The sequence below is a fragment of the Vibrio sp. AH4 genome (genome assembly GCF_030710545.1).
Classification (GTDB): domain Bacteria; phylum Pseudomonadota; class Gammaproteobacteria; order Enterobacterales; family Vibrionaceae; genus Vibrio; species Vibrio metoecus.
Window position 1 is genome coordinate 2735643 of record NZ_JALAIV010000001.1, and the last position, 21895, is coordinate 2757537.

Sequence of the window (21895 nt, forward strand, 5' to 3'; positions counted from 1 at the left end):
GTATCTCCTTGCCTTATGCTTCAACTTGGCGGTTGACTTGATCTTGAACAGACTCAGAGCCTTGTTCAAAGTGGTATCGTCCGGTTTTCAGGCTGCTTGGACCTTTACGCGCAAATTTCACCATCAAGTACACTTCAGCAATCAAAAACGCTGTGTAGAGAGCAAGAATGGCTAGCATGGAAGTGATAATTTCACCTGCGCTCAATGCTGAAGCCGCAACGTTCACAGGAAGAATTTCACCAACCGCCCATGGTTGACGACCGTATTCAGCAACAAACCAACCTGTTTCAACAGCGATCCAAGGCAGTGGAATACTAAATAGTGCCGCTTTAAGTACCCATTTTTTCTGCTCAATTTTCTGACGACAGGTTTGGATAAAGGCAGCACCAAAGACCACTAGCATAATCAAACCACAAGCAACCATGACACGGAATGACCAGAATAGAGGCCATACTGTGGGAATCGAATCATCCGCCGCCGCTTGGATTTGCTCTTCAGTCGCATCTGTCACTTTGTCGGTATAGCGCTTCAGAAGAAGACCGTAGCCAAGATCATGTTTCACTTCGTCGAATGCAGCGATATTTTCTGGTGTTTTCTCACCTGCACGCAGACGCTCAAGAAGATCATAGGCGTACATACCCGTACGGATACGCTCTACGTGTTCATCACGCAGATCACGCAAGCCAACCACTTGTTCATCAAGTGAACGGGTTGCAATTATACCCAGAGCGAACGGAATCTTAATCGCATAGTCGGTATGCATCTTTTCTTGGTTTGGAATACCAAACAAAGTAAACGCAGCAGGAGCAGGTTCGGTATGCCATTCAGATTCAATAGCCGCCAGTTTCACGCGTTGAACTTCACCCAACTCGTAACCTGATTCATCGCCCAAAACAATAACAGACAGCACAGCAGCCATACCAAATGAGGCAGCAATCGCAAATGAGCGACGAGCAAAGGCAATATCACGACCTTTAAGCAAGTAGTAGCTACTAATACCTAAAATGAACATCGCACCTGTGGTGTAGCCTGCAGCAACCGTGTGAACAAACTTCACTTGCGCAACAGGGTTAAGCACAACTTCTGCAAAACTCACCATTTCCATGCGCATCGTTTCAAAATTAAACTCTGAACCAACTGGGTTTTGCATCCAACCGTTAGCAACTAAGATCCACAATGCCGAAAAGTTAGAGCCTAATGCCACCAGCCAAGTTACAACTAAGTGTTGTCGCTTAGAAAGTCTATCCCATCCGAAGAAAAATAGACCCACAAATGTAGATTCAAGGAAGAAGGCTACCAGTGCTTCAATCGCCAATGGAGCACCAAAAATGTCACCTACATAATGAGAGTAATAGGACCAGTTAGTACCAAACTGGAACTCCATGGTAAGGCCTGTCGCCACACCTAGAGCAAAGTTAATCCCAAACAACTTACCCCAGAACTTCGTCATGTCCTTGTAAATCTGCTTGTCGGTCATGACATAGAGCGACTCCATGATAGCCAGTAGAAAAGCCATCCCTAGAGTCAAGGGAACAAACAGGAAGTGATACATCGCAGTCAGTGCAAACTGCAACCGCGATAAATCAACGACATCGATCATGATAACTCCTTTGTGTCGGCTGAATGACACGTTCGCCATAGGGCAACAACTGCAATGTTAAAAAATCTATAAGAGCTTGCTACAAAAAGCATTTGTTGTTGCAACTATGTACCAGTATGGTTAGTTAATTGTTAAGTTACAGCTAATATAGCTAGGTCTAATACTAATGCCAAAACCTACTTGTTTCAAAAGGTTTATAGGAGAATTACGCCTTGATCTACATCAAGTTTTGCCACCGAAAAATGGTCAACAAACAAACAAAATGATCCAAATCAAAAGATGCTGGCCATTTGTGTTATCCAGTCGTAAAAAAAACAATGTAACCAGAATGAAAGCGACCAATGCATTAACATAATGCTAGTAAAAGCCAACAATTGCGCTCAGGGAGGAAATATAAGAAATGAGATCTCTATCAAAAAAGAAAGTCTCGCCCAGCAAGCTGAGTGAGACTTGTAACATTATTTTTCAAGACCAAAATGTAAATATGCTCGATCTGTGGCTATTCGGCCACGTGGAGTGCGTTGTAAGTAGCCTTGTTGAATAAGAAATGGCTCAAGCACGTCTTCTATCGTATCTTTTTCTTCGCCGATTGCTGCAGACAGGTTATCCAGACCAACAGGCCCACCTGAAAATTTTTCCATAATAGCCAGCAGAAGTTTTCTATCCATATAGTCAAACCCTTGGTGATCAACATCAAGCATGTTCAACGCTTTATCAGCAGTTTCCGCACAAATGTGTCCATTACCTTTGACTTCCGCATAATCTCTTACTCGGCGTAACAATCGATTGGCTATACGTGGCGTACCACGAGCCCGGCGAGCGACTTCAAGCGCACCTTCACCATCCATCGAAAGCCCAAGACAGTGCGCACTACGCTGGACAATGTTTTGCAAGTCAGCAACGTTGTAATACTCCAAGCGCTGTACAATTCCAAAGCGATCTCGCAATGGTGATGTCAACGAACCTGCGCGGGTTGTTGCTCCAATGAGCGTAAACGGCGGAAGATCAATTTTGATTGAACGTGCAGCAGGCCCCTCACCAATCATGATATCCAACTGGTAGTCTTCCATTGCCGGATAAAGCACTTCTTCTACCATTGGGCTAAGGCGATGAATTTCGTCAATAAAAAGAACGTCGTTTTCTTCAAGATTCGTCAATAATGCGGCCAGATCACCGGCTTTTTCTAATACCGGACCTGAAGTGGTACGGATATTAACGCCCATCTCATTCGCTACAATATTTGCTAGCGTTGTTTTACCAAGACCTGGGGGACCAAAAATCAGTAAGTGATCCAATGCCTCTTGACGCTGTTGTGCCGCCATGATGAATATTTCCATCTGATCACGCACGTGGTCTTGCCCCTGATAATCGGCAAGTTTTTTAGGACGAATCGCCCTATCAATCACTTCTTCATCTTTGAAGCTGTGGTTAACAGGGGCAATTAAGCGATCGGCTTCTATCATATAATCTCTATTGACCTAGTGAGTAAGAGCACTCATTACACGGGCTTATATTGAATTTACACCATTGATTTAAGTGCTTCACGGATCAATTCCTCACAACTCATTCCGGCTTTCGCAACCTGAGAAACGACTTTTGAAGCTTGTGGTGGTTTATAACCAAGTGCCAGAAGAGCACTCACGGCTTCCTCTTGGGCATTTTGTGCCATCATTGGCACCGAATCGATAGGGGCTGCATCTGTCGCTGGGGTAAAGAGATCGCCAGCGCCCCACCCTTTTAGGCGGTCTTTCATTTCAACAACCAACCTTTCCGCGGTTTTCTTACCAACACCCGGCAGTTTGATCAGTGTAGATATGTCTTCTTTTTCCACACAAGAAACAAACTGATTGGCCGTCATTCCAGATAAAATCGCAAGCCCCATTTTCGGCCCTACACCATTGGCTTTAATCACTTCACGAAACAGAGCGCGTTCACTAACGGTATTAAAGCCATAAAGTAGCTGTGCATCTTCTCGAACCACAAAGTGGGTATAAATGATGGCTTCTTCCCCAATATTCGGCAGTTCATAAATACAGCTCATCGGCATTTGTACTTCGTAACCAATTCCACCTACCTCAATCAAAATCTGAGGAGGTAGTTTTTCAATCAGCGTACCGCGAAGACGTCCAATCACTTGTGTTTCCTTATTATTGGGGGAAAGAAAGATGTTCCGGATGATAATCAATAACTGGATGGATAGCCAGTAAAATGCTCGTGTAATCAAACTCAGCTTAACGATAACGGCCTTTACGGGCGCTCGTTGCCTGACCAGCAAGAGCAATCAGCGTTTTGTTGGTATTGGCATGACAAATTGCCACCCCCAAAGCATCTGCGGCATCTGATTGCGGTTTTCCCGGCAGTTTAAGCATCTGCTGTACCATATGTTGAACTTGGCTTTTATCTGCAGCGCCAGTACCGACGACTGCTTGTTTAACTAATCTTGCCGCGTATTCATAAACCGGAAGCTCTGCATTTACTGCTGCCACAATCGCACTGCCTCTCGCTTGACCAAGCTTTAATGCTGAATCAGCATTTTTTGCCATGAACACTTGTTCAATAGCAAATACATCTGGCTGGAATTGGGTGATGATTTCACTCACTCCCGCATAAATTTGTTTGAGGCGTAAGGGCAATTCTTGCTCAGAGGTTCGAATACAACCACTACCTAGATAGATGAGGTGTCGCCCTTGCTGCCGAATCACCCCATACCCAGTCACTCGCGAACCGGGATCTATCCCTAAAATGACAGACATAATCTGTTTGCCTTATTTAATGTATCTTAACGCGCTACGAGAGCGAGCCTGCAAAAAGAGAGTGGGCTTTCGCCCACTCTCTTTGTTTTGTCGTTGGTTACTTGCGGCGCCACGTTGTGCCGTTAGGGCCATCTTCAAGAACAATGCCCATTTCATTCAACTTATCGCGTGCCATATCAGCTTTCGCCCAATCTTTCGCCGCACGAGAATCATTGCGTAGCTTGATTAATGCTTCAATTTGCTCCGCGTCTTCATCTTCCGCGCTACCTTGGAAGAAACTCTCTGGTTCTTGGTGAAGTATACCAATAACGTCAGCCAACTCGCGCATCAAGCTGCCCAAAGCACTGGCATTGGTCAAATCTTCACTTTTGAGTCGATTAATCTCACGTGCCATATCAAACAGCACTGAGTAAGCTTCAGGAGTATTGAAGTCATCATTCATCGCTGCAGTGAAGCGACTTAGGTACTCTTCACCACCGGCAGCAGGCACGCTGCGATCGAGTCCACGCAGTGCATTATAAAGACGCTCTAACGAAGATCGGGCTTGGTTAAGGTTTTCTTCACTGTAGTTCAGTTGGCTTCTGTAATGGCCAGACATCAAGAAATAGCGAACAGTTTCCGCATCATAGTGACCAAGCACATCGCGAATAGTGAAGAAGTTGCCTAATGATTTAGACATTTTCTCTTTATCGACCATCACCATGCCACTGTGCATCCATGTGTTGACGTATTGGGTACCATGAGCACAGCAAGATTGTGCGATTTCGTTTTCATGATGAGGGAATTGCAAATCTGAGCCCCCACCGTGAATATCGAAATGGTTACCCAAAATGGACGAGTTCATCGCGGAACATTCGATATGCCAGCCAGGACGCCCCGGTCCCCATGGTGATTCCCATGTGGGTTCGCCCGGTTTAGACATTTTCCACAACACGAAGTCCAATGGGCTACGCTTGGCCGCTTCGACATCCACGCGCGCGCCGGCTTGAAGCTGATCAAGGTCTTGCTTTGAAAGCTTGCCATATTCATCATATTTGCCGACTTCAAACATCACATCGCCATTATCTGCTACATAAGCAAAACCACGCTCAATCAGGCGCTCAACGAGAGCGATGATCTCTTCGATGTAGGCGGTTGCACGTGGTTCTACATCTGGGCGCTTGATGTTCAGCGCATCAAAATCCGCATACATTTCCTGAATCAACCGCTCGGTTAATGATTCGCACGTCTCTGCATTTTCAGCGGCACGTTTGATGATCTTGTCATCGATATCAGTAATGTTACGGACAAAAGTTAAATCATAACCGAGGTAACGAAGGTAACGCGCTACGACATCAAAAGAGACGAACGTCCGTCCATGTCCGATATGACAGAGATCATAAATAGTGACTCCACACACATACATGCCCACTTTACCGGCAACGATTGGCTTAAATTCCTCTTTCTGTCTTGTGAGTGAGTTATAAATCTTCAACATGATCTCTATCTGATTACCATCAAAATTATAAACGGCGGACAGTATAACAACTCAAAGATTGTCAGGTCATCCATTTGATGTTTTGAATGCAGAAAAAGTTAGGCTAAACTCTTGCTCTCCATTGATAAATGCGAAGGTAAAACTCATGATCACCCTGCATACCAATTTTGGTGACATCAAAATCCAGCTCAACTTTGAAAAAGCGCCTGAAACTAGCGCAAACTTTGAGCAATACTGCCGTGAAGGCTTCTACGACAACACTCTTTTCCACCGCGTGATTGACGGCTTCATGATTCAAGGTGGCGGTATGACTTCAGGTCTACGTGAGAAAGAAACTCGCGATCCAATCCGTAACGAAGCAAACAACGGTCTGAGCAATAAAGTAGGTACCATTGCGATGGCGCGTACTATGGACCCACACTCAGCCAGTTCACAATTCTTCATTAACGTGAATAACAACACTTTCCTCGACTTCCGTTCTGAAAGCCGTGACGGTTGGGGTTACTGTGTGTTTGGTGAAGTGGTTGAAGGCATGGATATCGTCAACAAGATCAAAGGTGTTAGCACAGGTTCTTATGGCATGCATCAAGATGTGCCACTAGACGAAGTGATGATCACTAGCATCACCATCGAAGCTTAAATTAATTAGGAGCGCTTAGGCGCTCCTTTTGTTGTGAAAGATGCATACATTATTTATTTCTGATCTCCACCTATCCCCTAACCGACCTGATATCACAAGCAGTTTCATCCATTTCATGCGTGAAGAAGCACCCAATGCCGATGCGCTCTATGTCCTTGGTGACCTGTTTGATTTCTGGATTGGTGATGATGACCCCACGCCATTTGCGCAACAAATCAAAGCGGAGTTTCGCCGGCTAACGCAACAAGGAGTGCCGTGCTACTTCACACAAGGCAATCGCGATTTTTTGGTCGGAAAAACCTTTGCTCAGGAAACTGGTATTCAACTATTACCTGAAGAGGCAGTGATTGACTTATACGGACAAAAAGCCGTCATATTGCATGGTGACACTCTCTGCACGCAGGATACGCGCTATTTAGCCTTCCGAGCCAAAGTGCATCAGCCTTGGCTCCAACGCTTATTTGGATGCCTCCCATTCTCTCTACGTCAACGTATTGTACGCAAAGTACAAACCGACATTCGAGATGAGAAACAACATAAGTCCATGATAATCATGGATGTTACACCAAGTGAAGTGCTGAAAGTCATGCAATATCATCAGGTTGACTTGATGATTCATGGTCATACTCATCGGCCTGCTATTCATCCCATTATGGATGATGCCCTCACTCCCAAAACACGAATTGTTTTAGGCGATTGGTATAGCCAAAGTTCGGTGTTGGTCTATTCTAAACTAACAGGTTACGAATTATTGTCTAAATCGCTTAGTCAAAATGATTGAATGCATACTCATAAATGTGTTTTTACCCATTGAGTATCGCAGTATAATTTTGAGCTATTGATAAGACACACAACAATAACCAAGGATAGGTAACACTTTGAAGTACTCATATGTAGCTAGGCAGCCCATTTTAGACCGAGATAAAAGCACAATCGGCTATGAACTGCTATTCCGAGATGGCCCCAAAAATACCTTTCCTGATATTGACCCTGAAGAGGCGACAAGTCGCCTCCTGTCCGACCATTTCCTAACAGCGCATTACAGCACTCTTGGTGAACATCTTGGCTTTGTGAACTTCCCATATCAAAGCCTACTGAATATGGTGCCTACACTATTTCCTGTGAAAAGTTTAGTCGTAGAGATTCTGGAAGATTGCCCACCAACCCGTGAACTGCTCGAAGCCATAAAGAAAATGGCACAACTGGGTTATAAAATCGCACTCGATGATTTCATCCCAAGCAATGAATGGAAAGCTTTCCTACCTTACATCTCGATCATTAAGTTTGATATCCGTTTAGTGCCTATCCCTAGAGCTAAACTATTCATGGATAAACTTCTTTCGACCAAGATCGAATTTCTTGCCGAAAAAGTGGAGACTTATGAAGAATTTGAGCTCGCGAAACAAGCTGGCTTTCACTACTTTCAAGGTTACTTTTTTAGTAAACCTGAAATCATCCAACGTAAAGCATTACAACCCTCCTTTCTTACTATTGTTAATTTGCTAAAAGAAGTCGCAAAACCAGAAGTGGACTTTCGCGAAATTGAAAGCATTGTGGCGAAAGATCTTTCTTTATCATACAAATTGCTCACATTTGTGAACTCCTCAGCCACGGTAAGTTCCAAAATTCACTCATTTCGCCAGGCTTTAGTCTATTTAGGACAACAAAAGCTGAGAAAATTTATCTCCTTAGTAGCCATCGCCTCAACCCAAGACTCAAAACCAGATTATCTTTATAACCTCGCAATCCTCCGAGCGCGATTTTGTGAAATGCTCAGTGAAAGAGTTAATACGAAAATTGCACCAGGAGCAGGCTTTCTAACGGGGATGTTTTCATTACTGGATAGCCTTCTCGATCAGCCACTGGATTCGATTGTCAGTGAAATGCCTATACAAGAAGAAGTTAAACTGGCTTTGACTCAAGGCAGTGGAACTCTCGGGCAAATATTAGCCTTGAATAAAGCCTATGAAATGGCAGATTGGGGAGAAGTAATTGCTATAGCCCAAGCCCTCAACTTACCCAATGAAGCGCCTACAGAATGTTATATTGAGGCGGTAAAATGGACTGCTGACCTTCTCGGTGTGCAGACCTAAGCTGGTAATTGAGATAAGTGAACGATAGACTCTAACCACATACTCATCATTATCACCTTCCTATGACTTGTTATTGTGGAAATACTGAACCCTATTCGCAGTGTTGTGAACCTATCCATCAAAACTTTCAAAATGCAACCACGCCCGAACAAATAATGCGGGCGCGTTTTAGTGCTCACATCCTAAAAAACACTGACTTTGTCGTGAACACCTACCATCCATCTTGTCACGCAGAAGAGGAGCGAGAAGCAATTCAAGAATCGGTACAGAGCGACTGGCTTCGGCTTGAGGTGATTTCTGCAGAAATGGGACGAGGAAATGATGAAGGCTATGTTCACTTCAGAGCATTCCTTGCACAGCAAGGTCAAGAATACTGTCTTGAAGAACGTTCCCGATTTCTCAACGAAGACGGACGTTGGTACTACATTGATGGTGAATTTCCAGAAGCGCTACCCAAGCAGGGTCGCAACGATCCTTGTGCTTGTGGCAGTGGGAAGAAATTCAAAAAGTGCTGCGGTAAATAACATGGAGTAAAGCCTTTCAATATAGGCTTTACTCTATTACATGTTCTTATTTTGCTAACTCAGCCCATTCTAAGAATTTTATACGCTCTTCCTCCGTGGCTTTTGAATACCAAATTTTAAGTTGCAACGTGGCTTCAGAGTCATCATTTTTTATATTATTTCCAAGATTTAACGTGCTCAACTCCTCCTTAAGATCTCTAAGCGTTCCAGAATCGACAATGATGCCCTTTTCATTATTGTATTCTTTAACTAAATCAACAAGATTAGAGTATGGGAAAAGACCATTAGTTTTTGCTAGCAATAAATTTTGATCATCAACAAACTCACCATTTTTCTTTACTATGAAGATTGGTTCTCCTTTATTTTGCTTGTCAACGAGATCTTTGTAATCATCTGAAATAAGCGATATCGATAAAGTATCTTCTTTTTCAAGACGAACCAGAACAATATAAGGCATCGTAGACAAATATTCCGACTTTGAGTTTTTCCTGACTCGACCAGAATATTTAACCACGAGCTGATTCATACCAGCTTTAAAATCCGGAGATTCATCATTTTCTACTTTTTCACCATTAATAACTTTTAGTTCGACACCTTGCGCCAAACGATACTCTATAGCACCCACTGAGTTGCTTAACGCAAATAAAAACAAAATACTAAGGTAATTCAAAAGTTTCATACAGGTAGGATCCAAGAAAAAAGCCAGTACACAATGTACTGGCTTAGAAATTGATTGACTAGTGTTTACTTATTAAAAATCGAAGTAAGCACCAAGTAAGATTTCTGTTGTATCTTTTGTATCATGATCATCAAGAGAAGAAACTTCTGTGAACACAGTCAAAAGATTAGATGCTGCATATGATGCACCCAAAACAAATCCTTTACCGTCTTTTGAAGAACCATCGTCTTGGAATCCAGCAACACCGTACAATGAGACAGCATCAGTTGCAGCATAAATTGCAGAAACAGTTAAATTCTTTTCGTCTTCAACTTTATCAGCCTGTACAACGTTATAAGCTGTTGCAAGGGTAAAGCTACCTAACTTAACGTCAGCAGACAACGCTGCAGATGATTTATCTTTGTAAACACCTTTTTCTTCACCCCAGTATTGGTACATAGCACCAACTGAGAAAATATCTGCGGCGTAATCCAAGCTAACACCGTATTGATTGTCTTTGTCTTTAGAAGACTCAGTGTAAGCATCAACAACAAAAGTCAAAGCATCAAACTTTTTAGTATATGAAACACCATGACCTTTGCTATCACTAGCACTAACAGGTAAATAACCAGTGTCTAATTCATTTAGAATATCTGTTTTCGATACTGCATTGTTTGAATCAGAAACATCGCCAATTTCACCCAAACCAAGAGTACCGAAATCACCTTTAAGATATGCTGCTACGTCATCGAATTCGGCATCATTGTTATTACCGTCATATCCAGTACCGCTTTGAATTTCAAACGTACCACCAGCAACTAGTGTATCTGTTACTTGATGAGAGAAATCGAATTGTACTTTTGCCCATGCATTTACATCTGCATCTGTCTTTTCATCAGCTTTAGCTGGATCTTTATGGTCAACATCTTTTGTATATAAGTAAGTAGCGATTTCACCCTTAACCGAAACTGAAGATGTATCACCTTTGTACAACTGAACAGATGCTTGTGCAGAAGTAGCTAAGCCAGCAACTGCGAGTGCTAATAGAGTTTTTTTCATGTTAATCCACTGCCTTTTCTTAATTTGGGAATTCCTTATCCGGTTCCCTGTTTTTTGATGATGGTATTCCAACTCTTTGTTTGGTCACCACCGCCATTAGATTCGTGGTTAAGATTGCAAAAGAATATTCTGTATGTCAAATACCATAAAAAAAACAAAGAAAAAAAACATAAAATCAATAAAATCAATAAATTACATGATTTTCATAATTTTTTTCGGCTCACTTCGTAACAAAAACAGGCAAAAACACACCGTTACCAAAGTGGAAAAATAAAGAATAATAAACCAAGAACAGGCAAGATAAAGATAAAAATCAGCATTTAATAAAATATAAACCCAACATTTAAAGGTATATATTTTTTGTAAAACAAAATAAATTTAAGTTCCTGAAGGTTCAGTTTTTATTTGTGAACAAGATCTAGATTTCTATTAAAAGCATACGATTTCGTGAACTAGGTATCACTCAGTGATCTGTGCTACCATCGCGCCAACGCACTTTGGACACCCTTATGCTCACAAAAAACATCCAAGATTCCATTCGCAATAGTTATCAAAATCTACAAAATCAACTGGAAAACTTTATTCCTCGCCGCGCTCAAAACTTCTTAGTGGCAGAAATGGCGAAAACACTTTGTGGGACTTACCATAAATCGACCCGAATGTTAGTGGCGGAAGCGGGAACAGGCATAGGCAAATCACTTTCCTATTTAATGGCGGTTATCCCCGTTGCTGTCATCAATCGGCGTAAGGTGGTCATTTCAACGGCAACCGTTGCGTTACAAGAACAGTTAATGAATAAAGATTTGCCGCTATATCGCCGCATCACCGACCAAACTTTTTCTTTTATTCTGGCCAAGGGACGCCAACGCTATTGCTGCGCAGAGCGACTAGCCGCGGCTACTGGTGCGGATGATTCTCAGATCGCGCTATTTGAAAGCAAACCGAAACCACAAGAGATCGAATTACTAACGGAGCTTTATACTGCGCTCACTCAAGGCAAATGGGATGGGGATCGCGACTCTTGGGCAACACCTATTGCCGACGAGCTTTGGTCGCTCATCGTGAGTGATAAGCACAGCTGTAATGGCGGTTTCAGTGCTCATCGCCATTGTCCTTTTCAAAAAGCTCGCTCAGAACTTGATAAAGTCGATGTAATTATTGCTAACCATAGCCTAGTGATGGCAGATGCAGACTTGGGCGGTGGTGTGATTCTCTCAAATCCGGAAGAAACGATTTACATCTTTGATGAAGCACACCACTTACCCCTCGTAGCTCGTGACCACGCTTCGGCTGCCGCTACTTTAAAAGGAGCCGCCAGTTGGCTAGAAAAGCTGAATCAATCACTATCAAAATTCGCCGCTCTCGGTGATGAAAAACGAGCTGAACGTTTCGCTGAAGAAGCACGCGAGGCGATACAGTATTTAATTCCAACATTAAGCCAGTTGCCCAAACAGTTTGTGGCTGAGAATTTTGTTGATGGCATCTATCGATTTGAACATGGCGAACTGCCGCAATGGTTAGCGGACGAATCACAAACTCTCAGTAAATCCGCGCAAAAAACTATGCAATCGGTCAGCAAAATAGCCGATTTAATTGCCGAGAAAGTGAAAGAGGGTGAACTCGCCACCCGAATTGCCGAGCCTGCATTAGGTGAACTGAGTTTTTATATTCAACGTTTAGAAAACCTTACCCAAGTTTGGCAACTGATGGCAAAGCCCAATAAAGACAAAGGAGCGCCATTAGCACGCTGGCTTGAAATCAGCCAAGAGCGGGAAGGCGACTATCTCGTGAGTGTCTCTCCTCTTGAAATCGGATGGCAACTGGACCAGCAAATTTGGAGCCGCTGCGTTGGCTCGATTTTAGTCTCCGCCACCTTACGAGCATTAAATTCATTTAGTTTTTTTTGTCGGCAAGCAGGAATCAGTGACAAACCGGAAGATGGGGTGCAATTCTTAGCTTTAGCTTCACCATTTGACTACCCAACTCAGGGTGAACTGTTGATCCCTAAAATGGAAATGGAGCCGCAAGCTGAAGGTTATACCGCCTATTTAGCACAAAAAGTGTTGTGCTACTTACAAGCAGACAAAGCAAACCTGGTTTTATTTGCTTCCTACTGGCAAATGCGAGAGGTAGCACAATCGCTGCAAACCGAATTCACTAAACGTGGTTGGGCACTGCAAGTCCAAGGTGAAAAGTCTCGCACTGAAATCCTAAATAAACATAAAAAACTCATTGATAAGCAAAAGACGAGTGTTTTATTTGGCACTGGTAGCTTCTCGGAAGGATTGGATCTGCCGGGTGAACTCCTCGAAAATCTGATCATCACCAAAATCCCGTTTGCAGTTCCAACCTCTCCGGTTGAACAAGCACATGCCGAATATATTCAAGAGCTAGGTGGTAATCCTTTTATGCAGATTACCGTTCCAGAGGCCAGTAAAAAACTCATTCAGTCTGTTGGGCGCTTACTGCGTAAAGAGCGGGATTCTGGTAGAGTGGTCATCCTTGATCGGCGAGTCGTATCTAAACGGTACGGTAAAGCATTGCTCGATGCCTTACCGCCTTTTAAGCGCACCATTGAATACTGATTATAAAGATTAACTGACTTAGGATTGCGCTTTTGATGGAATGGATAGAACCCACCACAATAATGGTGCTGGCTCTTGTTGCTTTTATTGCTGGATTTATTGATGCTGTCGCAGGCGGTGGTGGAATGTTGACTGTTCCAGCGCTCCTGTCGCTAGGCTTACCTCCTCACCTTGCATTGGGTACCAACAAACTTGCGGCTACCTTTGCCTCTTCAACGGCAGCGTGGACATACTATCGCCAAAAGCTGTTTACTCCCACATGCTGGAAACGAGCCTTTATCGCCACCTTGATCGGGGCGATCGTCGGAACATTGGCCGTCGATGCCATTAGTACAGAGTGGTTACGTAAAGTGCTACCGCTGGTCATCCTTGCAGCAGCCTTGTACAGCGTATGGCATCGTCCTCAGAATTCTGAGCAGAACACGACACCTAAACCCTGCCCGAAATTACACCGTAAACAAATCTTTCAGGGTCTGGGGCTCGGTTTTTATGATGGTTTAGCGGGACCAGGAACAGGAGCATTCTGGACCGTCAGCTCAATGGCGCTGTACCGTTTTAATATCTTGTTTGCTTCAGGGCTCGCCAAAGCAATGAACTTAACCAGCAACCTGACTTCCTTGGTCACCTTTGCGATACTCGGTCATATTGATTGGCTACTCGGCTTAACCATGGGACTTTGTTTGATGGCAGGCGCTTTTGTGGGAGCGCATTCCGCGATTCGCTTTGGAGCTCCCTTTATTCGGCCTCTGTTTGTTTTAGTGGTGACCTTATTAGCAGGAAAGTTAGCCTACGATGCATGGTGGATAGGATAATGGCTAGTTACGCGAAATTTCATGACATTTTGACCGAGCTGAAACACTCAGCAGCACAGATTGATCGTCAACGGGGTGAGCATCATCGACCGTTATTTGACGAAGTCCTTTTTCACTGCCACGGAAAATTATTAACCCCTTGTGTTGAGGAAACCCATTCAACACTACAAGCATTAATTCGTGAAAAAGAGAGTGGACGATTAACGGCGCTGCGAGCGGAATATCTTTCTGAACGATTATTGGCACAGATCGCAGCATTAACCCGCGAGCTCTCCACTCAAAATGTGCGGCGTAAAGAGCCTAAACCATACACTTACTTCAAAAAGCCAATCAATGAACTCTATCAAGAGCTTGCTCAGCATCAAGACTGGGAACGTCGATTGATGGATTTGGTTCGTGATAAAGCCATGTTACTTGAACAAGCCTCCGTCACCGATAAAACAGCGGCTCAACAGGCACTGCTGCAATCAGAGCAACGACTCAACCGCTGCCGAGAAGCTAAAATTAAAATAGAAAAGCGAATTACCGCTCAAGAGAGAAAAGCATAAATGCCGAGCACCTCGATTCCACTCAATGAAGCCCCCGATGAGATCAAACTCGCAGTTGATCTCATCTATTTATTAGAATCTCACGCCATCCAGCCACATATTGCGCTGGCCGCGCTTGAGATCGTCAAACGCGACTTCGAGCAGAAGCTTACTTCGATAGCAGCTCTAGATACCCAGAACCACTCAAAACACGACTAGTCAACTTTAAATTGAGCCACTAAATTACGTTGTTCCAAAGAGAGATGGGCGATCTGCTCACCCACTTTTTCAGATTCCTCACTCTCTTTTAAGATCTTCGCACTCAAGTCGCGAATGTTTACCACACTCTCAGTGACTTGAGACGATACAGATTGTTGATCCTGAGCGGCTTGTACTATTTGGTGACTCATCTCATTAATCGCATGGATTGCGGAAAACACTCGATTAAGCTGTGTCACCGCATCGGCGACTTGCTCTGCTGTCACCTGTGCTGTTTGATTACTGCCTTGTATCGCATTGACCACTTCCTGAGTGCCAAGCTCAACTTGATTAATGACAGTTCGGATCTCTCCGACCGAGGCTTGAGTACGGCTAGCAAGATTACGGACTTCATCGGCAACAACGGCAAATCCTCGGCCTTGATCCCCTGCACGCGCCGCTTCAATCGCTGCATTTAATGCCAGTAGGTTGGTTTGTTCAGAAATACCTTCAATCACACTCAAAATTTCTACGATCCCAGCATTATTGCGAGCCAATTCTTCAACCACAGGAACGGTGAGGTTCATTCGTTCAACCAATTGGTTCATCTGTGCTTGCGAGTGTCGGATCACTTGATCGCCCGTCTGTGCAGCCTGCTGCGCTTCATTCGCAGCGCTCACCGCACGCTGCGCATTTTCCACCACATGGGCCGAGGTCTGCGTCATCTCTTCTGCGGCGGTGGCTACACTATCCACTTCCTTAAATTGCGCTTCGCTACTATAGCGAGTTGAGGCTACGGTGGCTTTCGCATGTTCGGTGGTTGCCACAACCTGCCCAGTGTTATCGACTACACGGCGAATAATCGGTTGTAGCTTGTCCATAAACAGATTGAAACCTTGCGCCAGTTGACCAATTTCATCGGTTGATGTGACGTTTAAGCGCTGCGTCAAATCCCCCTCCCCTGAGGAGATATCTTGTAATCGATACGCGACCGCACGAATGGGTTTCACTAAGCGCATCGCCATAAGCGCCACCACACCCAACCCAATCAGTACCAAGGACGTACCAACCACCAACTCGCTACGAATCCCTCGCTCAAGTTGTTTGGTCAGCAGTACATCTAATTGGTCGGCATCTTGCATTACGCTACCGCGCGGCATTTCAAAAATCACACCCCAGTTTTGATTCGCGACAGTAATAGGGGCGAACACCACTAACCACTGCCCATCCTCACTCCATTGCGTTTTTACCTCTCCAGCCTGCAACAGAGAATCCACCTCCGCACGGGCTAAGTGTTCACTTTGAAATGCGCTACCCAATGTCAATTTAGGATCGTCACTCGCGACTAATAGATTATTAAGGCTGACTATCGAAACCTTACCCTCACCTTCAAACAGGTTTCGATCCGACTTTTGAGCAATCGGAACTAGCGGTGCAAGCGTTAAATCAATCCCATAAAAACCAATGGCAACACCGTCAATCAGAATCGGCACAGAAAGCGAAGCCGCAAGATGACTCCCCGTATCCAGCTCAACCACTCTTGGAGAACTAATACAGGCAGCAGCACTGGTAATTGGGCAAGCAAAACGTTCTTTGTCTGATTCTTGAACCAGTTGGGCTTGGGTGAGCACACGAGAAACGACGTTTTGTCCATTTGCCGCTTTAGTCCAATAGGCCGCAAACTGCCCTGTATCATTCGAGCCAACATAATCAGCATTGACGTAATTCGAGTCTTCGTTATCGAGCATATTTGGCCGAAACACCAAATAAGCGCCCTCAATGGTGTCAAACCCCAAAACGGATTTCCGCACCATCTCGTCTAACGAAGTACGTAACACCTCACTTTCACCGAAATTTTCTTCTGAATTGTTTTTTAAAAACAAAGCATTTGAGGCAAGCATTTCAGCTCGATAAATCGCTTCGCTAAGATATTCTGAAATTTCGGTTGCATTCAATAATGCGCCGGTTTGTAAGAGTTGCTGAGATTTATCAATCACAGATTCGGCACTTTGCTGTTTAGCGGTTTGCTGGCTCACACGCGCGTTGTAGATTGAAAAACCAATCAAAGCGAGAGACGTAAATACCAGACAAAGCCCAGAAAGTAGCGTAATTTTCCACTGAACTGAAATTTGGCGCATACAACATCCTTATGTTTGCGATTGAGACATGAGAATAAAGAGATAAGACTAAAAATAAGTCCAAGCTCCATTTTTAACAACATTTTTATTACTTTTGATTTACCAGTTCGATTCACTATTGAACCAATAACGCTTCTGACTTGAGATCCCAAACTTAGGTGATAACATCACACCTCAGCCAACCAAAAGGAAGCGCAATGAAAATCATCAGTTTCAATATCAATGGACTCAGAGCCAGATTGCATCAACTGCAAGCTATCATCGACAAACATCAGCCCGATGTCATTGGCCTACAAGAAATCAAAGTCCATGATGACGCCTTTCCTCGTGAAGAAGTCGAAGCTATGGGCTATCAAGTCTATTTCCACGGTCAAAAAGCGCATTATGGCGTGGCTATTTTGTGTAAACAGACGCCGTTGGAAGTCATCAAGGGCTTCCCAACCGATAACGAAGAGCACCAAAAACGAATGATTATGGCAACGTTTGCCGATCAAGAAGGTAACAAAACCACGGTTCTTAACGGTTATTTCCCACAAGGCGATAACGTAGAGCACGAAACCAAGTTCCCTTACAAGCGCCAGTTTTACCGTGACCTTATGACTTATCTGCGTGAGCACCGCAGTAATACGGAACGCTTAGTGGTCATGGGGGATATCAATATCAGTCCGATCGATCTGGATATCGGTATCGGCGAAGCCAACCGTAAACGCTGGTTGCAAACCGGAAAGTGCTCATTCCAACCTGAAGAGCGTGAGTGGTTACAAACTCTGCTCGATTGGGGATTGGTTGATACTTTCCGTCAACTCCACCCCAATGTGAACGATCAATTTTCGTGGTTTGACTACCGTTCTCGCGGATTTGAAGACAATCGTGGTCTACGAATTGACGTGATTCTGGCCACCCCATCTCTGGCTGAAACTTGCCAAGAAGCGGGAATTGACTATGAACTTCGTGGTATTGATAAACCGTCGGATCACGCCCCCATCTGGGCAACGTTTAACTAATTCCCACCATGTCGCGGTGTGAGTTAGACTCCCCCATCCCAAGATGGGGGCTTCCATTAGCTCCGTGGTTTTAAATAGGCAAGAAAACGCTTTTCTGCCTGTTTAAAACACCAAAGAATGATAAACGTCAGCGACATATAAAACAGCCCTGCACTCAAAAAAGCCTCAAATGGCGCATAGTAGCGCGAGTTCACTAAACGTGCGGCTCCCGTTAAGTCCATAATGGTCACAATGCCAGCCACCGCACTCCCATGCAGCATAAAAATGACTTCATTACTGTATGCAGGTAATGCTCGCCGTAGTGCACTGGGTAAAATAATTCGCTTATAGGTCTGCCAACTGCTCATTCCATAAGCCTTTGCTGCTTCAACCTCGCCTTTAGGTAAGCCATTCATTGCGCCACGAACAATTTCTGCCGTATAGGCGGAAGTGTTTAGAATGAACGCCACCAAAGCACAAAACCACGCATGCTCCCAAAGCGTTCCTTTCACTGGAAAAAACTGGTCCATACCATAATAGATGAGGTACAACTGAACCAACAGCGGTGTCCCACGCAGAAAGTAGATGTATCCCCATGCAGGATAGCTCAACCACGGCTGCTTGCTATTTCTCGCAATCGCTAGCGGAATGGCCCACATCAAACCGATCACTAATGAGAGGCTAACCAGCCATACCGTAGTCCATAGGCCGCTTAAGTAAACGGGTAAACTTTCAATAATAAGAGAAAAGTCCATGTCTACCTCGTATGAATACTGAACTTACGTTCTACCAATTTGAGTAAGCCCGTGGATACACTGGTAAAAAACAAAAAGATAACCGCAACAGCCATATAAAAGGTAAACGGCATTTTGGTTGAGCCAGCCGCCAGTGAACTGATGCGTACCATATCTTCCAAACCGATAATCGAGACCAAAGCCGTGGTTTTGAGTAACACCAACCAATTGTTGCCAAACCCGGGGATCGCGTGACGAATCATTTGCGGTAATAAAATGCGCCGAAAACTCATCGCAGAACTCATTCCGTAAGCTTTCGCAGCCTCTAACTCACCCTTATCCACTGCGAGAATCGCACCACGAAATGTTTCCGCCATATACGCACCAAAAATAAAACCTATGGTCAATACACCCGCAACAAATGGGCTAACATCAATATAATCAGGTAGGTACGATACCCATTCGTGATTAGGATCACTCTGTGTGAACCATTGATTAAGGAACTCATTAATACTACTGAGCCCATTATTCAGGAAGATCTGTCCGCCGAAGAAAATCAGCATCATCAAAACTAAATCAGGGATACCACGAATAATGGTGGTGTAGAGTGTGGCGATCCAGCGAGCCCAACGATAAGGCGCCATTTTCGCTAAGGCACCGAGCATTCCCAAAATGACCGCGAGCAATAGTGAGAGCAGTGCAACTTCAATTGTGACCAAAGCCCCTTTGGCAATCGAAGCTTCATAACCTTGTAAATTCAGCATACTCGTTCCCTATGGGTAAAGATCGGGCTATTGGTGACATCAGGAACGAGTGGCCAACAGCCCGGATACAGGAAGTTAATAGCTATCCCATAGATTGGGATTAAATCGCGAATTAATCACCGTAAACATCATATTTGAAGTACTTCGCTTCAATTTGCTGATAAATCCCCTTTTCACGCAGCGCTGTAATGGCGGCATTCAGCTTTTCCGTCAAGTCTTTATCTTGCTTACGTACTGCGATCCCCATCCCCTCGCCAAACCACTTAGGATCTGTCAATGATGGGCCAACAAACTCATAGGCATCGCCACCCGCTTTGTTCAACACCCCTTCTTCCAGTGCTGATGCATCACCCAATACTGCCGCAATTCGACCGTTTGCGAGATCGAGATAGGCTTCATCGAATGAGCCATAACGCACGATATCGACAGAATCACCATAGTTATCGGAGATGTATTTATCGTGAGTGGTCGCTCGTTGCACACCAATCTTCACTCCCTTCAAACCTTCTTTGGTAAAGGCCAAGTTGGCACCTTTTTTGGCAATGAATTTATTGGGGATCAACGCATATTTACCAGTAAAGTCCACTTTCTTTTTGCGTTCTTCAGTAATTGACATGGCCGCGATGATCGCATCGTATTTACGTGCCAGCAGTGATGGAATAATACCATCCCAGTCTTGTGGCACGATCTTACACTCGACATTCATCTCTGTGCACAACGCGTTGGCCATATCGACATCAAACCCTTTCAGTGAACCATCGGATTCCGTCCAACTAAAAGGAGGGTATGCCCCCTCGATGCCAAAACGCACCGTCTTCCATTCTTTAGCTTGCGTGACACCACTGATTGTTGTGGCGATTAATGCCGTCGCAACTAACCACTTTTTCATATCCATACTCCTGTGATTGTTTGTCTTTATGTTGTGTTTAGTAATAATTAAAAAGAATGTTTATCCGAGAGTGACGAGCAACACGTGTCGTTAACTCTTTGCATCAAGCTGCTTTCACCTACGTTAATAAATAGATGAAATAAACTGCTTTAATCGCTCTGAATCGGGATTTTTAAACAGTTTTTCTGGGTTACCTTGCTCTTCGACTTTGCCTTGATGTAAGAACATCACATGATTTGAGACATCACGAGCAAAAGCCATCTCATGCGTTACCACCAGCATAGTGCGCCCTTCTTCTGCTAGGTCACGCATTACCCCTAGCACTTCACCCACTAATTCGGGGTCTAGCGCCGAGGTGGGTTCATCAAACAACATCACTTCAGGCTCAACGGCAAGAGCCCGGGCAATAGCAGCACGCTGTTGCTGACCACCAGAAAGGTGTCCAGGGTAGTAATCTTTACGCTCGTAAAGCCCAACTTTATGTAATAAACGCTCAGCAAGTTCGATTGCTTGAGCTTTTGGCACCCCCAAAACATGTACGGGAGCCTCTATTACATTTTCCAACACAGTCATGTGTGACCATAAATTGAAACTTTGAAACACCATCGCTAAGCGTGAACGAATACGCTGCACTTGTTTCTCTTTGGCGGGTTGAACGATGCCTTGGCGTGAGGTTTTCATTTGGATCAACTCACCTTTAACCCAAATCTCACCGGACGTAGGGGTCTCTAGCAAGTTAATACAACGTAGAAAGGTACTTTTTCCAGAGCCAGACGAGCCGATGATAGAGATCACGTCGCCTTTGTGTGCCTGAAGGGAGATCCCTTTCAGCACTTCATTCTGTCCAAAAGTTTTGTGTAGGTTTTTTATCTCAAGCGCGGGTACATCCGTCATGCGCTAACGCTCCCTGTTTTATCGATGAACTTCACTGTTCATTTTTGAAACAAGCTAACACTCAACCAAGGCAAGCGCAACAAATTATTAACCCGAAAAATATGACTGAAAAGTTATTTAATTTGCAGTTTAATGCACTAATGAGTGAATAAATCTTGAAAAGGCCGATAAATAATCATTTCACCAGAAAATATTTATTAATATTTTTTTAACATCATCACACACTGAATAGACTTGGGTTGATGAGACCCATCATTCCCTCAGTTTTTTTAAGCCATTTTTATCCGATTAAAGTGTAATAAAACACGCAAGATGAAAAAATATTTCAAAGCAAAAATCACCTATGTGCCTGATATCTCTAGGCATGTGTAGTTTTATTTCATATTTATTCGTAAAGTGATCAAGATCAATCGACATTATTGATAAGCACGTTAAACTCGCCGCAAATATAAGGTCATTATAATGATCAGTATTTGTGTTAGAGATGATTTATTTGACTGATCTCAGAAACGCTTTAACACCTTATTCATTCATGCAATGAAACAGTATTCACAACTGAATTACTTA

At 44.0% G+C, this 21895-nt stretch carries 21 protein-coding genes; 9 read left to right on the forward strand and 12 right to left on the reverse strand.

Annotated features, from left to right (window positions below):
* Positions 1-13: 13 nt before the first annotated feature.
* From cydA to cysS, 5 genes are all read right to left on the reverse strand, one after another.
* Positions 14-1600 (reverse strand): cytochrome ubiquinol oxidase subunit I, encoded by a 1587-nt coding sequence (gene cydA, locus MKA69_RS12545; protein ID WP_000568059.1) that lies wholly within the window; start codon positions 1598-1600, stop codon positions 14-16.
* Between the two features lie 458 nt (positions 1601-2058).
* The gene (ruvB, locus tag MKA69_RS12550; RefSeq protein WP_000568496.1) at positions 2059-3063 is read right to left on the reverse strand and encodes a Holliday junction branch migration DNA helicase RuvB; all 1005 of its coding nucleotides are present in this window, start codon (positions 3061-3063) and stop codon (positions 2059-2061) included.
* Between the two features lie 56 nt (positions 3064-3119).
* Entirely contained in the window at positions 3120-3734 is a 615-nt protein-coding gene (ruvA, locus tag MKA69_RS12555; protein ID WP_000580357.1) for a Holliday junction branch migration protein RuvA, read from the reverse strand.
* 97 nt (positions 3735-3831) lie between these two features.
* Positions 3832-4353, reverse strand: coding sequence for a crossover junction endodeoxyribonuclease RuvC (ruvC, locus tag MKA69_RS12560; RefSeq protein WP_000111365.1), 522 nt, complete (start codon positions 4351-4353; stop codon positions 3832-3834).
* Positions 4354-4450: 97 nt separating this feature from the next.
* Positions 4451-5830: a cysteine--tRNA ligase gene (gene cysS / locus MKA69_RS12565; protein WP_305848163.1), complete on the reverse strand. Its 1380-nt coding sequence runs from the start codon at positions 5828-5830 to the stop codon at positions 4451-4453.
* Between the two features lie 145 nt (positions 5831-5975).
* On the opposite strand from cysS, the gene MKA69_RS12570 reads away from it, so the two are divergent.
* From MKA69_RS12570 to MKA69_RS12585, 4 genes are all read left to right on the forward strand, one after another.
* On the forward strand, positions 5976-6470 hold the full coding sequence (locus MKA69_RS12570; RefSeq protein ID WP_305848164.1) for a peptidylprolyl isomerase: 495 nt from the start codon (positions 5976-5978) through the stop codon (positions 6468-6470).
* Positions 6471-6510: 40 nt separating this feature from the next.
* A complete protein-coding gene (lpxH, locus tag MKA69_RS12575) occupies positions 6511-7251 on the forward strand; it encodes a UDP-2,3-diacylglucosamine diphosphatase (RefSeq protein ID WP_305848165.1) in 741 nt (246 codons plus the stop codon).
* Positions 7252-7348: 97 nt separating this feature from the next.
* Positions 7349-8563: an EAL and HDOD domain-containing protein gene (locus tag MKA69_RS12580; RefSeq protein ID WP_000877810.1), complete on the forward strand. Its 1215-nt coding sequence runs from the start codon at positions 7349-7351 to the stop codon at positions 8561-8563.
* Positions 8564-8625: 62 nt separating this feature from the next.
* The gene (locus MKA69_RS12585) at positions 8626-9087 is read left to right on the forward strand and encodes a YchJ family protein (RefSeq protein WP_305848166.1); all 462 of its coding nucleotides are present in this window, start codon (positions 8626-8628) and stop codon (positions 9085-9087) included.
* Between the two features lie 46 nt (positions 9088-9133).
* Here the strand turns inward: MKA69_RS12585 and MKA69_RS12590 are convergent, their stop codons facing one another.
* Together MKA69_RS12590 and MKA69_RS12595 are read right to left on the reverse strand one after the other, a co-directional pair.
* On the reverse strand, positions 9134-9766 hold the full coding sequence (locus tag MKA69_RS12590; protein WP_055044439.1) for a DUF2057 family protein: 633 nt from the start codon (positions 9764-9766) through the stop codon (positions 9134-9136).
* A gap of 72 nt (positions 9767-9838) precedes the next feature.
* On the reverse strand, positions 9839-10804 hold the full coding sequence (locus tag MKA69_RS12595; protein WP_055044438.1) for a porin: 966 nt from the start codon (positions 10802-10804) through the stop codon (positions 9839-9841).
* A gap of 509 nt (positions 10805-11313) precedes the next feature.
* Between MKA69_RS12595 and dinG the strand changes: the two genes are divergently transcribed.
* The 4 genes from dinG to rsmS are packed head-to-tail and all read left to right on the forward strand — an operon-like array spanning position 11314 to position 14947.
* Positions 11314-13389: an ATP-dependent DNA helicase DinG gene (gene dinG / locus MKA69_RS12600; RefSeq protein ID WP_055064964.1), complete on the forward strand. Its 2076-nt coding sequence runs from the start codon at positions 11314-11316 to the stop codon at positions 13387-13389.
* Positions 13390-13424: 35 nt separating this feature from the next.
* Positions 13425-14201 (forward strand): TSUP family transporter, encoded by a 777-nt coding sequence (locus tag MKA69_RS12605; protein ID WP_305848244.1) that lies wholly within the window; start codon positions 13425-13427, stop codon positions 14199-14201.
* Positions 14201-14749, forward strand: a complete 549-nt coding sequence (locus MKA69_RS12610; RefSeq protein WP_055030319.1) for a primosomal replication protein — start codon at positions 14201-14203, stop codon at positions 14747-14749. Before MKA69_RS12605 ends, MKA69_RS12610 begins: the two co-directional genes overlap by 1 nt.
* Positions 14750-14947, forward strand: coding sequence for a pleiotropic regulatory protein RsmS (gene rsmS / locus MKA69_RS12615; RefSeq protein ID WP_055027978.1), 198 nt, complete (start codon positions 14750-14752; stop codon positions 14945-14947).
* Here the strand turns inward: rsmS and MKA69_RS12620 are convergent.
* The gene (locus MKA69_RS12620) at positions 14944-17064 is read right to left on the reverse strand and encodes a methyl-accepting chemotaxis protein (RefSeq protein ID WP_305848167.1); all 2121 of its coding nucleotides are present in this window, start codon (positions 17062-17064) and stop codon (positions 14944-14946) included. The genes rsmS and MKA69_RS12620 overlap by 4 nt on opposite strands.
* Before the next feature lie 197 nt (positions 17065-17261).
* On the opposite strand from MKA69_RS12620, the gene xthA reads away from it, so the two are divergent.
* Positions 17262-18068, forward strand: coding sequence for an exodeoxyribonuclease III (xthA, locus tag MKA69_RS12625; RefSeq protein ID WP_055027979.1), 807 nt, complete (start codon positions 17262-17264; stop codon positions 18066-18068).
* 56 nt (positions 18069-18124) lie between these two features.
* Here the strand turns inward: xthA and MKA69_RS12630 are convergent, their stop codons facing one another.
* The 4 genes from MKA69_RS12630 to MKA69_RS12645 form a co-directional block, all read right to left on the reverse strand.
* The gene (locus MKA69_RS12630) at positions 18125-18802 is read right to left on the reverse strand and encodes an ABC transporter permease (protein ID WP_305848168.1); all 678 of its coding nucleotides are present in this window, start codon (positions 18800-18802) and stop codon (positions 18125-18127) included.
* A 2-nt stretch (positions 18803-18804) separates the two neighbouring features.
* A complete protein-coding gene (locus MKA69_RS12635) occupies positions 18805-19545 on the reverse strand; it encodes an ABC transporter permease (RefSeq protein WP_000933483.1) in 741 nt (246 codons plus the stop codon).
* Positions 19546-19657: 112 nt separating this feature from the next.
* Complete coding sequence (locus tag MKA69_RS12640; RefSeq protein WP_000759082.1) at positions 19658-20434, reverse strand: ABC transporter substrate-binding protein; 777 nt, start codon at positions 20432-20434, stop codon at positions 19658-19660.
* A 123-nt stretch (positions 20435-20557) separates the two neighbouring features.
* Entirely contained in the window at positions 20558-21328 is a 771-nt protein-coding gene (locus tag MKA69_RS12645) for an ABC transporter ATP-binding protein (RefSeq protein WP_000133008.1), read from the reverse strand.
* Between the last annotated feature and the right edge of the window lie 567 nt (positions 21329-21895).